Below are 13,152 nucleotides of genomic sequence, written 5' to 3' on the forward strand. Positions count from 1 at the left end.
TTCAAGCGTGTAACATGCAAGCAGTGACTAGAGAAAGTGTAGCGCTTTCCCCGCACCGGCCAGCGGTTTGGCGGCCATGCAGGGTGAGAAAGTAAAACGAGCGATACAACTGTATCGGCACCGAAAGCGGTGTAAAGGAGTGACCATGATTACCGATATCGTCGATTTATCGCGGCTGCAGTTTGCGCTGACCGCGATGTATCACTTCCTGTTTGTTCCCCTAACGCTAGGTTTGGCATTTTTGCTGGCCATCATGGAATCGTTATACGTGATGACCGACAAGCAAATCTACAAAGACATGACCAAGTTTTGGGGTAAACTCTTTGGGATTAACTTTGCGCTCGGTGTGGCAACCGGCCTCACCATGGAGTTTCAATTCGGGACCAACTGGGCCTACTATTCCCACTATGTCGGGGATATTTTTGGCGCCCCGCTCGCCATTGAAGGGCTGATGGCCTTCTTCCTTGAATCCACCTTTGTGGGCTTATTCTTCTTTGGTTGGGATCGTCTCAGTAAACGTCAGCATTTGGTCACCACTTGGCTGGTGGCGTTAGGCTCTAACTTTTCCGCGCTTTGGATCCTGGTCGCCAACGGCTGGATGCAAAACCCAGTGGGCTCGGAGTTCAACTTCGAAACCATGCGTATGGAAATGGTGAGCTTTGCCGATGTGGTCTTTAACCCGGTAGCACAAGTTAAATTTGTTCACACCGTCGCGGCAGGCTACACCACCGGGGCAATGTTCGTGCTCGGTATCAGTGCCTACTACCTACTGAAAGGGCGTGATCTCGCCTTCGCACGTCGCTCGTTTGCAATTGCTGCCTCCTTTGGTATGGCCGCGATCGTCTCGGTCATTATTCTGGGTGATGAATCCGGTTATGAGCTGGGCGATGTGCAAAAGGTCAAATTGGCGGCGATTGAGGCCGAATGGCACACCGAGGAAGCGCCAGCAGCCTTCACCGTGGTGGGTCTTCCTAATCAAGACACCATGCAAACCGATTATGCGATCAAAATCCCGTATGCGATGGGGATCATTGCCACGCGCTCACTGGATAAAGAAGTGACAGGCTTAACCGATTTGATTGCTGAGCACGAAACCCGTATCCGCAACGGGATGCAGGCGTACGCATTGCTAGAAAAATTGCGTGCCGGCGAGACATCGTCTGAAACTAAAGCCGCCTTTAATGAAGTGAAAAATGACCTCGGTTATGGTCTGCTGCTCAAGCCTTATACCGATAAAGTGGTTGATGCCACCGAAGGGCAAATTCAGCAAGCGGCACAAGACTCTATTCCACACGTGGCACCGTTGTTCTGGAGCTTTAGGATCATGGTGGCCTGTGGCTTTGCGATGCTGTTTATCTTTGGCATGAGCTTCTGGCAAACCTGCCGTCAACGTATTGATCAAAAACCTTGGCTACTCAAACTGGCACTGATTGGTATTCCGCTGCCTTGGATTGCCTGTGAAGCGGGCTGGTTTGTTGCCGAATATGGTCGTCAGCCTTGGGCTGTGGGTGAGATTTTACCAGTGCATATGGCCGCCTCTAACCTCGCTGCAGGCGATATCATCTTCTCGATGGTGGCGATTTGTTCGCTCTACACCGTCTTTCTCGTCGCCGAGCTCTATCTGATGTTCAAGTTTGCGCGCTTGGGGCCAAGTAGCCTCAAAACCGGCCGCTACCACTTTGAACAAAAAGGCAATCCAGAAGCGGATTTCAGCCGCCAGATTGAAGCATAAGGAGAGATAGCATGTTTGATTATGAAATGTTACGGCTGATCTGGTGGGCGCTTATTGGGGTGCTACTGATTGGCTTTACCGTCACCGATGGCTTTGACATGGGGGTGGGCGCTTTGCTCACCCTGATCGGCAAAACGGATAGCGAGCGCCGGGTGATGATTAACTCTGTCGCCCCGCACTGGGAAGGCAACCAAGTTTGGCTAGTCACCGCGGGTGGGGCATTATTCGCTGCCTGGCCGCTGGTTTATGCAGTGTCATTCTCTGGGTTTTATATCGCGATGGTGCTCACACTGGCGGCGTTATTTTTCCGTCCCATGGGCTTTGACTACCGCTCAAAAATTGATGATAAGCGCTGGCGTACTGCCTGGGACTGGGGCCTGGTTGCCGGTGGTTTTATACCGCCTGTGATTTTCGGTGTCGCCTTTGGCAACTTGCTGCAAGGCGTACCATTTCAGTTAAGCGAGCTGTTGATCCCAACCTACACCGGTGGCTTTTTCGCACTGCTTAATCCATTCGCACTGGTGTGTGGCCTTGTGAGTCTGTTTATGGTGGTGCTGCAAGGGGCAACCTGGCTGCAAATGAAAACCACCGATGCGCTGCATGTACGGGCACGCAATGTGGCGCAACTGTGTGCGCTACTGACCACCGTTTTGTTCGTGGCAGCGGGCTTTTGGGTACAAAACCTGGAAGGCTTTGTGGTGGTCAGTGAAGCGGCGAATCAAGCGGCGTCTAACCCACTGGCGAAAGAGGTGGCGGTGCAAAGCGGCGCGTGGATGCACAACTACCAAGCGATGCCAATCCTTTGGTTAGCTCCCATTGTCGGTGCGGTGATGCCACTATTGGCACTGCTGGCGTCTCGAGTTGAACGTGGTGGCTGGGCCTTCTTGTTCTCGAGCTTAGCCATTGCTGGGGTAATTTTGACCGCGGGTATCGCGATGTTCCCCTTTGTAATGCCATCGAGCACCTTCCCAAGTCATAGTTTGACCATGTGGGATGCCACCTCGAGCGAACTGACATTATCGATTATGACTATCGTCGCTGCGATTTTTGTGCCGATTATCTTGGCTTACACCTTGTGGTGCTACATTAAGATGTTCGGCCGCTTAGATGCGCAATATATTGAAGACAACAAACATTCACTGTACTAAGTAAGGAGCCTGCATATGTGGTATTTCACGTGGATTCTCGGTGTGCTGCTGGCATGCGCCTTCGGGATCATCAATGCGTTATGGCTTGAGCATACCGAAGCCATGGATCACGATAATGAGTGATCGCCAACCCGCCCCTTTAGGCCAGGATTTTTCTGGCCTTTGGCGGCTGCTCTCATTGGCCAGTGCATTATGCTGGGGGGGCCAAGTAATGTGGGCGCCTGAAGCCTTCGCGCAGCGCATGGGCGGCGTCACGTTCCTCATGGGCGTGGGCCTACTTTACGCCACCTGCTTGGGCGTGATTCACGCTGTCGGCTTTACAGCGCAAGGAAAATGGAGCCGCTGGCTTACTTGGCCGCCATTAGGGTGGGGCGTGTCTCTTCTTTTGCTCGCCTTGATGTGGTTACGCTAGTTGAGCCAAACGCTCGGTGAGCAAGCGCAAAGTGACAAACGAATGACAAAAGCACCCAGGTGGTGCTTTTTTCATCACTGGCAGCAGAGTCATTGTGTGTTTTTTGCGGCATATCACTTCTTGCGCCCTTCATGGGCCACCAATGCAGCGACCGCGCGGCTTCAGCATTTCTATACATCGATAACTTAGGTATAGTAATTGCCTATCGCTGAACCTATATGGATACAGTCATGACTGAATCAACGCCGTTTCGTTGGCCCGTGCGTGTTTATTATGAAGACACAGACGCCGGCGGGGTGGTTTATCACGCCAATTACCTCAAGTACTTTGAGCGTGCGCGCACTGAACTGTTACGCCAAATCGGTGTCAATCAACAGGCCTTGTTTGCTGAGCACTATGCGTTTGTGGTGCGCCACATGGATATCGACTTTCACCGCGGTGCACGGCTGGATGATGCCCTTGATGTTGTCACCACAGTGTCAGCCATGGGGCGCGCCAGCATGACGTTTTGTCAAAGCTTGGTGAATTCTGATCAAAAAGCATTGTGTGTGGCAACGGTTAAGATAGCCTGTGTCGACCCAACCACCATGAAACCCAAATCGATTCCAACACAGATAAAATCGGAGATGATGACGTGACCGCTGAACTTTCCATTCTCGACCTGTTTTTACAAGCAAGCCTGCTTGTTAAGGGAGTGATGCTGATATTACTGGGTATGTCAGTGATGTCTTGGGCCATGATCATCAAGCGCTCAAAAGTGATGCAGCAAGCCTTTAGCCGAGCGGAGCGATTTGAAGACCGATTCTGGTCGGGGATCGATCTCTCGCAACTGTTTCAAGAAGTGCAGGCCCGCAAGGATCACCTCACCGGTAGCGAGAAAATCTTTTACGCCGGATTTAAAGAATTTGCCCGCCTGCATCGCAGTAACGACAAAGTGCCTGATGCTGTGATGGAAGGCACGTCACGGGCGATGCGAGTTTCCCTGTCTAAACAAGTTGAAGAGCTGGAAACCCACTTACCGTTTTTGGCCACCGTGGGCTCAATTAGCCCCTACATAGGCCTATTTGGCACCGTGTGGGGCATTATGCATGCCTTTATCGCCCTGGGTGCGGTGAAACAAGCCACATTGGCGATGGTTGCGCCCGGGATTGCTGAAGCCTTGGTCGCGACAGCCATGGGCCTATTTGCAGCGATCCCTGCCGTCATGGCTTACAACCGTTTGACAGCCAAAGTGAGCAAGCTTGAACACAACTACATGAACTTTATGGAAGAATTTTCTAGCATTCTTCACCGTCAAGCGTTTGCGGCAACCCAGGAGTAATCCATGGCGTATCAACCAAAACGACGCAAAATGACGGCGGAAATCAATGTGGTGCCCTACATTGACGTGATGCTGGTATTGCTGATTATCTTTATGGTCACCGCGCCGTTTGTGACCCAAGGCGTCGATGTCGATTTACCACAGACCACGCAGGCCAAAACAGCGGCAGAGTTGGCGGAAGAAGAAGATAGCGGCGCGTTCATCATTGTGGAAGTAGACCAAGACGGCCAACTTGGGCTCAGTGTCAACAATGGTGATATGACCCGAGGGCTAAGCCTAGAAGAAATCTTGGTGCGGGTGAAAGCCGAACTTCAGCTTAATCCTAAATCCCCCGTCTTAGTCGGCGGTGATGGCCGCGTCCCCTATTCCGAAATCATCCTAACGCTTGATGCATTAAACCAAGCCGGCGTGTCGTCGGTGGGCTTAATGACAGAGCCATATGAGTCGTAGGTGAGGATGATGAACGAGCCAAACCATCGCGATCAGGCGACCAAAAGCAAGAAAAAAGACTCACTGGTGCCAGCGCTTGCCATTTCCGGCGGGCTACACGTGTTGTTGGTGATTGTGCTGTTATGGGGAGCAGATTTCACCTCAGACGCCAAGCCAACCCCGAAAGCTGGGCGCTCCATTGAAGCTACCGTGATTGATCCGGCCGTAGTGAATGCACAGGCAAAAAAAATTCGTGCGCAGCGCGATCAAGCCAAACGCGAAGAAGCTGAGCGGTTAAAGCGATTAGAGCAGCAAGCGAAACGCCTTGAGCAACAACGCGAGCAAGAAGAACAGCGCCTTCGCGACGTGAAGCGGAAAAAGCTCGAAGCGGAACGTCAAGCACGAGATGAGCAAAAGCGGATTGCCGAAGAGCAAGCCAAGGCCAAAGAACAAGCACGCCTTGCTAAACAACAGGCGGAACAAGCCGAACGCGAGCGTCAGCGCAAGTTAGAACAACAACGGAAAGCGGAATTGGCGGCAGAAAAAGCGGAGAAAGCGCGGCAAGAAAAACTGGCGGCTGAACGCAAAGCTGAAGCTGAACGCCAACGCAAGCTTGAGGAAAAGCGAAAAGCCGAAGAGCAAGCGCTAAAAGAGGCAGAGCAGGCGCGCAAAGAAGCCGAACAAGCGAGAAAAGAGGCCGAGCGCCGGGCGCAAGAAGCCAAACGGCAACAGCAAGAGCAAGAAGCGGCGCTTAATGATTTGTTTTCGGGGCTAGAATCGGAAGCCAGCCAACGGCAAAGCGCGCGCGGACAGTTTGTAGACGACGAAGTGGCGCGATACGGCGCCATTTTTACGCAAATGATCCAACAAAGACTGATTGTTGATGATGGCTTAAGTGGCCAAGAGTGTGTGGTCAATATGCGCTTGTCACCTACCGGCCTATTGCTTAATGTGGAACAAAAAGCGGGCAACTCGCGATTGTGTCGGGCAACAAAAACCGCGGTCGCGTCCGTATCACAATTTCCAATGCCAGACGATGGCGATATTATTGCTAAGTTACGTGATATCGAGTTAACCGTTCGACCTAACTAACCGACAGGATAAAAAACATGATGGAAGTGAGCCCCTGTGGTGGCACAAACCATGTCACAAACACGCGTCAGGATCGTTTACGGACGTGGCAAGTTGCCGCCGTTGTAATGCTGTTGGCCTGTTTGTCGTTACTCACGCAACCGGCACACGCTGCGCTTAAGTTGGTGATCACCGAAGGGGTGAACACAGCCAGGCCCATTGGCGTGATCCCCTTCCAATGGAAAGGGCAAGGCGAGATGCCTGAAGATATTGCCGGTGTAGTGGGATCCGATTTACGTCGCAGCGGTAAATTTAACCCATTATCTGTCAGTGACATGCCGCAAACGCCTTACAAAGATGCCGATGTCGATTACAACGCTTGGACCTCTCTCGGGGTGGATGCCGTGGTCACTGGCACCGTGACGCCCACGTCAGACGGCCGTTACCAAATTGATTACCAACTGATTGATATTGTGCGTGGCCAGCTCACGGGCGGCGACAGTAAAGGCCTAGGCGCCGATGGCCAGCTGGTACAAACCGATGACCACTTACTGGTGAACAACCGCGCCACGGTCAAAGAAAGCGATCTGCGCCGTTATTCGCATCGCATTGCCAATATTGTGTATGAACAGCTCACCGGCGAAAAAGGAGCCTTCTTGACCCGTATCGCCTATGTGGTGATCGATAAAGAGAACGACTACCCCTACCAACTGCGCTTATCGGATTACGATGGCTATAACGAACGCTTGATCTTGCGCTCTAAACAGCCACTGATGTCACCGTCGTGGTCACCGGATGGTCGCCAACTGGCATATGTCAGCTTTGAAAATGGCCAAGCCGAAATCTTTGTCATGGATATTTACACCGGTGAGCGCGAGAAGATTTCGTCTTATCCGCGTCACAATGGTTCGCCTCAGTTCTCGCCCGATGGCAGCAAGCTGGCCATGGTGCTGTCCAAAACCGGTAGCCTGCAGCTTTATATCTTCGATTTGAAGAGCAAAAAACTGACCCAAATTACCCATGGTCGTGCCAATAGCACCGAGCCATTTTGGGATCCCGATGGTAACTCGCTCATCTACACCTCGGACCGGGGTGGCAAACCACAGATTTATCGCGTAAATTTAGATGATGGAACCAGCCGACGGATCACGTGGGAAGGCAATCAAAATATGGGAGGGCAACTGACTCCTGATGGCCGCCACTTGATCATGGTAAATCAATCCGCGTCTGGCTATAACATTGCAAAACAAGACTTAAACAGCGGGGCGGTGCAAATCCTAACCAAAACCTTGTTGGATGAGTCGCCAAGTATTGCGCCAAATGGCAGCATGGTGATTTACAGCTCGGTATATGGACGTAAGAATGTGTTGTCACTCGTCTCAATCGACGGCCGCTTTAAAGCGCGGTTACCGGCAACCAACGGGCGCGTGCGTGCACCAGCCTGGTCACCTTACCTGTAGTTTTTTAATTTTAAACAACGTGCGCTAACTTTCTAGAAAAGGAAAATAGAATGCAAATCAATAAAGTACTGAAAGGTCTGGCGGTGGCACTGCCAATGTTAACTCTGGCTGCGTGTAGCTCAAGCGACAGCGCGACGGGCAGTGATGCTGGTCAATCAACCAACCAAAACGGCACTACCGTGGTATCACCGGTTGACGGCCAAGGCTCAATGACTGAGCAACAAATCCGTAACCAAGAGCTACGTCAGTCGCAAACCGTTTACTTCAACTTTGACGACTCATCAGTACTACCACAATACGAAGACATGCTGGATGCGCACGCGACTTACCTGCGTGACAACCCAGCGATGGAAGTAGTCGTTGAAGGCCATGCTGACGAGCGCGGTACCCCAGAGTACAACATCGCACTGGGCGAGCGCCGTGCTGAAGCCGTGTCTAAATACCTACAAGCGTTGGGTGTGCCAGCTAGCCAAATCTCTATCGTGAGCTACGGCGAAGAAAAACCGCTGGTCCTTGGCCAAAGCGAAGAAGCTTACGCCAAAAACCGTCGTTCGGTATTAGTGTACTAATCCAGCCGATAGGTAGTGGAAACGAGTATGAAAATAAACAGTAACTCTGTGCGAACCCTCGCGCTGGCGTTACTGGTGAGTGTGGCAGCCCCCGCGGCTGCCACATCTGCTCCGGTGACAGAAGTAGGGGCGGGTGGCTCTGCCGTTGATCGTCTAGAACGCATGCTACAAGCGCGCAACCAAATGCAGCTGGATATGCAACGCCAACTTGATCAAATGGCGCAAGAGCTAAGCACGTTACGCGGCAGTGTTGAGCGTAACAGCTACGACATCAAACAAATGGTAGAACGCCAGCGCGATCTCTATCGCGAGGTTGATACGCTAAGAACCACCAAACAGACACCTGAAAAGTCTAAAGACGAAAAAGAGCAGAGCATAGAGGGAAGTGCGGTTCGCTTTACGGATGATAAAAGCGAAAACGCCGCGTATGAAGCTGCCGTCAACCTGATCTTAAAAGAGAAAGACTACCAAGGGGCGACCAAAGCGTTTAACGCTTTCCTTTCACAATACCCAGAGTCGGTGTACACAGCAAACGCCCACTATTGGCTCGGCCAGCTTTATTTTTCTAAAAGTGAATTTGAGCAGGCAAACCAAGAGTTTACGGCAGTTAGCAAGTTTAAAGACTCCAACAAACGCGCCGACGCATTGCTCAAACTCGGCCTAATTGCGCAAAAACAAGGTAACGGCGACCAAGCCGATCAATACTTCCAGCAAGTGATTGATACCTACCCAGATTCAACCAGCGCCAAACAAGCCAAAAATGTGATGTAGGACGATGGTTCCATTGGCTTAGGTGACACAAGCCCCTATACGGTGTTGGATAGGGGCACATTGCCAACGGGCGCCTGTCACGATCAGCGTTAGAACTTAGCACGAATGTCGGAGGTACGCCGCGGACATTGATTCAGTAGTCCGCATCTCACCGGTGCTTGTCCGATCTACGCGTTATTTTAACGTCGATGAAGGTATTGATTCCGTGCCACGGCGCTTTTCCGGTCTGCGTGCTAATTTGTTTCTCCCCCCACTCGCGTTATACTACCCGGACTGGAAGCCCCGGACTGGAAGTAAGCATGAGTAATCCCATGAGCCAAGTGATTGAAACGTCGCAAAGGGTCTATCCCTTTCCGCCGAAACCGATGGCATTGAGTGACGAAGAGAAAAAACAACACGTTGCGCGCATCAAACAACTATTAAAACAAAAAGACGCGGTACTTGTTGCTCACTATTACACGGACCCAGAGATCCAAGCCCTCGCCGAAGAAACCGGTGGGTGTGTGGCCGACTCGTTAGAAATGGCCCGTTTTGGCAATCAACACCCAGCCAAGACCCTGATCGTGGCCGGTGTACGCTTTATGGGTGAGACCGCTAAAATCCTCACCCCAGAGAAAACCGTCTTAATGCCAACGCTTAATGCCGAGTGCTCGTTAGACCTAGGTTGTCCTGCCGATGAATTCACCGCCTTTTGTGACGCACACCCAGATCACACCGTCGTGGTGTATGCCAATACCTCGGCCGCCGTCAAAGCACGTGCCGATTGGGTGGTCACCTCAAGCATCGCGTTAGAGATTGTCGAGCACTTAGACAGCCAAGACAAGCCAATTATCTGGGCTCCAGATCGCCACCTAGGCGCCTATATCGAAAAAGAAACTGGCGCTGACATGGTCTTATGGCAAGGCGAATGCGTGGTCCACGACGAATTCTCAGCCCAAGCGCTAGAAAAAATGAAACACCTTTACCCCGACGCCGCGATTCTTGTTCACCCTGAATCCCCAGCGAGCGTGGTAAAAATGGCCGATGCCGTTGGCTCGACCAGTCAGCTGATTAAAGCGGCGCAAACCTTGCCAAACAAAAAACTGATTGTGGCTACCGACAAAGGCATTTTCTACAAAATGCAACAAATGGTGCCAGACAAAGAATTAGTCGAAGCCCCCACCGCCGGCGCAGGTGCCACCTGTCGCAGCTGCGCCCACTGCCCATGGATGGCAATGAACGGCCTTAAAGCGATTGAAAACGCACTTGAAAACGGCGGCGAAGAGCATGAAATTCACGTTGATGATAACGTGCGCGAAAAAGCGTTAATCCCACTCAACCGCATGCTCAACTTCGCCGCGGAGATGAAGGGGTAACACCGTTCCTAGGACAAGCGCCAATGGCACCGCCGATATATAAACGAGGCGTAGGTCGGACAAGCGCCAGCACAATGCCAACCATTATCACGATGTGTGCCGCGCGCCTCCGACATCGGCGGTCAAATATTGGCACCGATGTTAAATTTGGCGCCGATCGTGACAGGCGCCCGTTGGCAATGTGCACATACCCAACACCTTGCCGGGGCTTGTGTCACCTACGCCAATGGAACCACAGATATATAAACCAGGCGTAGGTCGGCATAAGCGCCTTCTTGATCGCACAAGCTTGGTGTGATTTCCGCCGCGCGCCCGTTGCACGGCGCCTCCGACATCGTGGTTAAATTTGGCGTCGATCGTGACAGGCGCCCGTTGACAATGTGCACATACCCAACACCTTGCCGGGGCTTGTGTCATCGTCGCCAATGGAATCATCGATATATAAACCAGGCGTAGGTCGGTATAAGCGCCTTCTCGATCGCACAAGCTTGGCGTGATTTCCGCCGCGCGCCATCCGACATCGTGGTCAAAATTGGCGCCTTTGGATTACTTTACTTGCTTGGCTTCTTCGCGAATACGTGTGATGAGCTCGGACGATTGGGTTTGATGTTTGAGTACGATATCAACGGTGAAAGGAAGCGTCGATTGCTCGAGTTTATCTTGTATTATTGCAAGATCATCGAATGTTAATGCGTTGCCCTCAAGCATGATGTCGATATCGGAATTACCTCTAAATGTGCCGGTTGCGCGAGAGCCAAAGATCCAGGCGTGTTGGACGCCAGGGTGGCTGAATACCATATCCTGGAGCAGTTGAAATTGATGCGGTTTTAACCCCATATCCATCATCAACGTGGCATTATTGTCCACTTTTATTCTCCAAATAACGCATTATCTCGGCAATAACAGGTGCGTAATGTTTGACGATCAGTCTTTGTGCCTCAAGGGCATTTTTTTCATCGTGGGTATGCGAAAGCAAGTTTCGCTTTACTAGCGCGTCAAGCAAGGTTTCACACTGATCTGACGACAGATGGTTGGCTTCTAACGTTGTGCGAATAACACTGCGCGGCGATGCAACATCAAACCCTTCATAGTTTAATAAGTCTTTTAAGGTTTTCCACATGAGCTCAAAAGTAAACTCAAACGTTTGTACGAGGCCTGCCAGCTCAAGTTCATTATAGCTTTCTTGCCCGCAAGCGTTTTCAAGCCGACGTTGTGCTTTAATCAGGTTTTGAAGTCGAAGTTGCCAGCGCTCTAGGTGTGTATCCGTCATTTTCACCTCGTTGCAGGGTTAAGGAGTCGATCCCCGAATTGTGCCATACGCCTATACAACCACCGATATATAAACCAGGCGTAGGTCGGCATAAGTGCCTTCTCGATCGCACAAGCTTGGTGTGATTTCCGCCGCGCGCCCGTTGCACGGCGCCATCGACATCGTGGTTAAAATTGGCACCGATCGTGACAGGCGCCCGTTGACAATGTGCCCATATCCAACACCATGCCGGGGCTTGTGTCACCGTCGCCAATGGAACCACCGATATACAAACCAGGCGTAGGTCGGCATAAGCGCCAGCACAATGCCAATAAGTATCACAATGTGGGCCGCGCGCCATCCGACATCGTGGTTAAAATTGGCACCGATCGTGACAGGCGCCCAGTTGGCAATGTGCACATATCCAACAATGTGCCGGGGCTTGTGTCACCTACGCCAATGGAATCACCGATATATAAACCAAGCGTAGGTCGGACAAGCGCCAGCACTATGTTAACTTGAGCCTCGGTCTAGCCTGCGCGCCTCCGACATGAAAGCCAAATTTGGCACCGATGCTAATTTGGCACTGACCGTGACAGGCGCCCGTTGACAATGTGCACATATCCAATATCTTGCCGGGGCTTGTGTCATCGTCGCCAATGATACCTCTGGCTGTTTACTCCGCATCCTCCGCCAGTGCCGCGCCGTGGTGGGTGAGGCCACACAACATAGTTGGCATGGCGTTGAAGATTTCCTCAAACTGTGCCAACTCTTCTGCGCCTTGCGCTTCCATGGTAGAAAGGGCAGTTTCTGGATCGTAAAGCAAGCTGATGGAAAGCACCACGCCGCCGAGTAGGGCATTGCCATCGGTGTTTTCCGGCATCAATGTTTCCCAATCATCACGGGTGAGGCTCCAGCCTTGCAACAAGCCTTCGGCAAAATCGCGCGTGGCTTGGTTGACAATTTCGGCGTCATCCAACAAACACCCTTCCGGCCACTGCCAATTTTTTTCCAACAGCTGTTGGCGCTGCGCATTCCAAATATCGACAATCAGGTTCGCGTACTGCTCAAACTGCTCATGGCTTTCAAATGGCGCTTGCTCGTCACCTCCCCACATTACCGGGAGCCACTCACTGGGGCTAATGACATGGGGCGCGGCAGCCATGGCGGTCACCACACCACGGGTTTGCATTTCGTTAAGCAGTTGCGCGCTATCAGTATGTTGGATAAGGAATTCGGATAAAGTCATCAGGCTCTCATTCGTATTCGATTTGTGTGCTGAGTTTAACAGCTTTCATGCTCACTTGCTTCCAGCTGATGTGATCCATATGGATGCGACTGGTGATGGAATAGCCATTTAAACGCAAACCTATCACCAACAACTTGACCGCAAAGCAGCAACTCTCTATAGTACGCCCCGTTAACGCGACAGCGGGGTTATAAGTCACCCAGTGTAAACGTCGTTTAACACACAATATGGTGAGGTGTCCGAGTGGCTGAAGGAGCACGCCTGGAAAGCGTGTATACGGCAACGTATCGAGGGTTCGAATCCCTCTCTCACCGCCATCATTTAAAAAACCGCCCTCGTGGCGGTTTTTTGCTATTTGGTTTTTTGCGCAGCATCTAATGCGTCTT

The 13,152-nt window shown here is 51.8% G+C and carries 15 protein-coding genes and 1 tRNA gene; 13 read left to right on the forward strand and 3 right to left on the reverse strand.

Annotated features, from left to right (window positions below):
* The first annotated feature begins 148 nt into the window (after window positions 1-148).
* From cydA to nadA, 12 genes are all read left to right on the forward strand, one after another.
* Entirely contained in the window at window positions 149-1,732 is a 1,584-nt protein-coding gene (gene cydA, locus BZG76_RS05430; protein WP_028569775.1) for a cytochrome ubiquinol oxidase subunit I, read from the forward strand.
* An 11-nt stretch (window positions 1,733-1,743) separates the two neighbouring features.
* Complete coding sequence (gene cydB, locus BZG76_RS05435; RefSeq protein WP_077460429.1) at window positions 1,744-2,880, forward strand: cytochrome d ubiquinol oxidase subunit II; 1,137 nt, start codon at window positions 1,744-1,746, stop codon at window positions 2,878-2,880.
* A 15-nt stretch (window positions 2,881-2,895) separates the two neighbouring features.
* The gene (cydX, locus tag BZG76_RS05440) at window positions 2,896-3,003 is read left to right on the forward strand and encodes a cytochrome bd-I oxidase subunit CydX (protein ID WP_021024361.1); all 108 of its coding nucleotides are present in this window, start codon (window positions 2,896-2,898) and stop codon (window positions 3,001-3,003) included.
* Complete coding sequence (locus BZG76_RS05445; RefSeq protein ID WP_158011321.1) at window positions 2,996-3,292, forward strand: cyd operon YbgE family protein; 297 nt, start codon at window positions 2,996-2,998, stop codon at window positions 3,290-3,292. Before cydX ends, BZG76_RS05445 begins: the two co-directional genes overlap by 8 nt.
* A gap of 230 nt (window positions 3,293-3,522) precedes the next feature.
* Window positions 3,523-3,930 (forward strand): tol-pal system-associated acyl-CoA thioesterase, encoded by a 408-nt coding sequence (gene ybgC / locus BZG76_RS05450; RefSeq protein ID WP_077460431.1) that lies wholly within the window; start codon window positions 3,523-3,525, stop codon window positions 3,928-3,930.
* Complete coding sequence (gene tolQ / locus BZG76_RS05455) at window positions 3,927-4,613, forward strand: protein TolQ (RefSeq protein WP_021024365.1); 687 nt, start codon at window positions 3,927-3,929, stop codon at window positions 4,611-4,613. Before ybgC ends, tolQ begins: the two co-directional genes overlap by 4 nt.
* A 3-nt stretch (window positions 4,614-4,616) precedes the next feature.
* Window positions 4,617-5,063 (forward strand): protein TolR, encoded by a 447-nt coding sequence (gene tolR, locus BZG76_RS05460; protein WP_021024366.1) that lies wholly within the window; start codon window positions 4,617-4,619, stop codon window positions 5,061-5,063.
* 9 nt (window positions 5,064-5,072) lie between these two features.
* The gene (tolA, locus tag BZG76_RS05465; RefSeq protein ID WP_077460432.1) at window positions 5,073-6,134 is read left to right on the forward strand and encodes a cell envelope integrity protein TolA; all 1,062 of its coding nucleotides are present in this window, start codon (window positions 5,073-5,075) and stop codon (window positions 6,132-6,134) included.
* Between the two features lie 107 nt (window positions 6,135-6,241).
* Entirely contained in the window at window positions 6,242-7,573 is a 1,332-nt protein-coding gene (tolB, locus tag BZG76_RS05470) for a Tol-Pal system beta propeller repeat protein TolB (protein ID WP_077460491.1), read from the forward strand.
* A gap of 50 nt (window positions 7,574-7,623) precedes the next feature.
* Complete coding sequence (gene pal, locus BZG76_RS05475; RefSeq protein WP_077460433.1) at window positions 7,624-8,142, forward strand: peptidoglycan-associated lipoprotein Pal; 519 nt, start codon at window positions 7,624-7,626, stop codon at window positions 8,140-8,142.
* Between the two features lie 33 nt (window positions 8,143-8,175).
* Window positions 8,176-8,913 (forward strand): tol-pal system protein YbgF, encoded by a 738-nt coding sequence (gene ybgF / locus BZG76_RS05480; RefSeq protein ID WP_077460492.1) that lies wholly within the window; start codon window positions 8,176-8,178, stop codon window positions 8,911-8,913.
* 311 nt (window positions 8,914-9,224) lie between these two features.
* On the forward strand, window positions 9,225-10,268 hold the full coding sequence (nadA, locus tag BZG76_RS05485; protein ID WP_077460434.1) for a quinolinate synthase NadA: 1,044 nt from the start codon (window positions 9,225-9,227) through the stop codon (window positions 10,266-10,268).
* A gap of 546 nt (window positions 10,269-10,814) precedes the next feature.
* On the opposite strand, the gene BZG76_RS05490 is transcribed toward nadA, so the two are convergent.
* The 3 genes from BZG76_RS05490 to BZG76_RS05500 form a co-directional block, all read right to left on the reverse strand.
* On the reverse strand, window positions 10,815-11,135 hold the full coding sequence (locus BZG76_RS05490; RefSeq protein ID WP_443216259.1) for a nucleotidyltransferase family protein: 321 nt from the start codon (window positions 11,133-11,135) through the stop codon (window positions 10,815-10,817).
* Window positions 11,125-11,538: an HI0074 family nucleotidyltransferase substrate-binding subunit gene (locus BZG76_RS05495; RefSeq protein ID WP_077460435.1), complete on the reverse strand. Its 414-nt coding sequence runs from the start codon at window positions 11,536-11,538 to the stop codon at window positions 11,125-11,127. Before BZG76_RS05495 ends, BZG76_RS05490 begins: the two co-directional genes overlap by 11 nt.
* A 655-nt stretch (window positions 11,539-12,193) precedes the next feature.
* Window positions 12,194-12,766, reverse strand: a complete 573-nt coding sequence (locus BZG76_RS05500; RefSeq protein WP_077460436.1) for a UPF0149 family protein — start codon at window positions 12,764-12,766, stop codon at window positions 12,194-12,196.
* Between the two features lie 229 nt (window positions 12,767-12,995).
* Between BZG76_RS05500 and BZG76_RS05505 the strand changes: the two genes are divergently transcribed.
* A tRNA-Ser gene (locus BZG76_RS05505) sits at window positions 12,996-13,083 on the forward strand.
* Window positions 13,084-13,152: the final 69 nt, after the last annotated feature.

This window comes from Salinivibrio sp. AR647, assembly GCF_001995415.1.
GTDB classification, from domain to species: domain Bacteria; phylum Pseudomonadota; class Gammaproteobacteria; order Enterobacterales; family Vibrionaceae; genus Salinivibrio; species Salinivibrio costicola.

Excerpts from the sequence above, each read along its gene's own strand:
- cydB (WP_077460429.1), top strand. The coding sequence starts at position 1,744 with ATGTTTGATTATGAAATGTTACGGCTGATCTGGTGGGCGCTTATTGGG.
- cydX (WP_021024361.1), top strand. The coding sequence starts at position 2,896 with ATGTGGTATTTCACGTGGATTCTCGGTGTGCTGCTGGCATGCGCCTTC.
- BZG76_RS05445 (WP_158011321.1), top strand. The coding sequence starts at position 2,996 with ATGAGTGATCGCCAACCCGCCCCTTTAGGCCAGGATTTTTCTGGCCTT.
- ybgC (WP_077460431.1), top strand. The coding sequence starts at position 3,523 with ATGACTGAATCAACGCCGTTTCGTTGGCCCGTGCGTGTTTATTATGAA.
- tolR (WP_021024366.1), top strand. The coding sequence starts at position 4,617 with ATGGCGTATCAACCAAAACGACGCAAAATGACGGCGGAAATCAATGTG.
- tolA (WP_077460432.1), top strand. The coding sequence starts at position 5,073 with ATGAACGAGCCAAACCATCGCGATCAGGCGACCAAAAGCAAGAAAAAA.
- tolB (WP_077460491.1), top strand. The coding sequence starts at position 6,242 with ATGCTGTTGGCCTGTTTGTCGTTACTCACGCAACCGGCACACGCTGCG.
- pal (WP_077460433.1), top strand. The coding sequence starts at position 7,624 with ATGCAAATCAATAAAGTACTGAAAGGTCTGGCGGTGGCACTGCCAATG.
- nadA (WP_077460434.1), top strand. The coding sequence starts at position 9,225 with ATGAGCCAAGTGATTGAAACGTCGCAAAGGGTCTATCCCTTTCCGCCG.
- BZG76_RS05495 (WP_077460435.1), bottom strand. The coding sequence starts at position 11,538 with ATGACGGATACACACCTAGAGCGCTGGCAACTTCGACTTCAAAACCTG.
- BZG76_RS05500 (WP_077460436.1), bottom strand. The coding sequence starts at position 12,766 with ATGACTTTATCCGAATTCCTTATCCAACATACTGATAGCGCGCAACTG.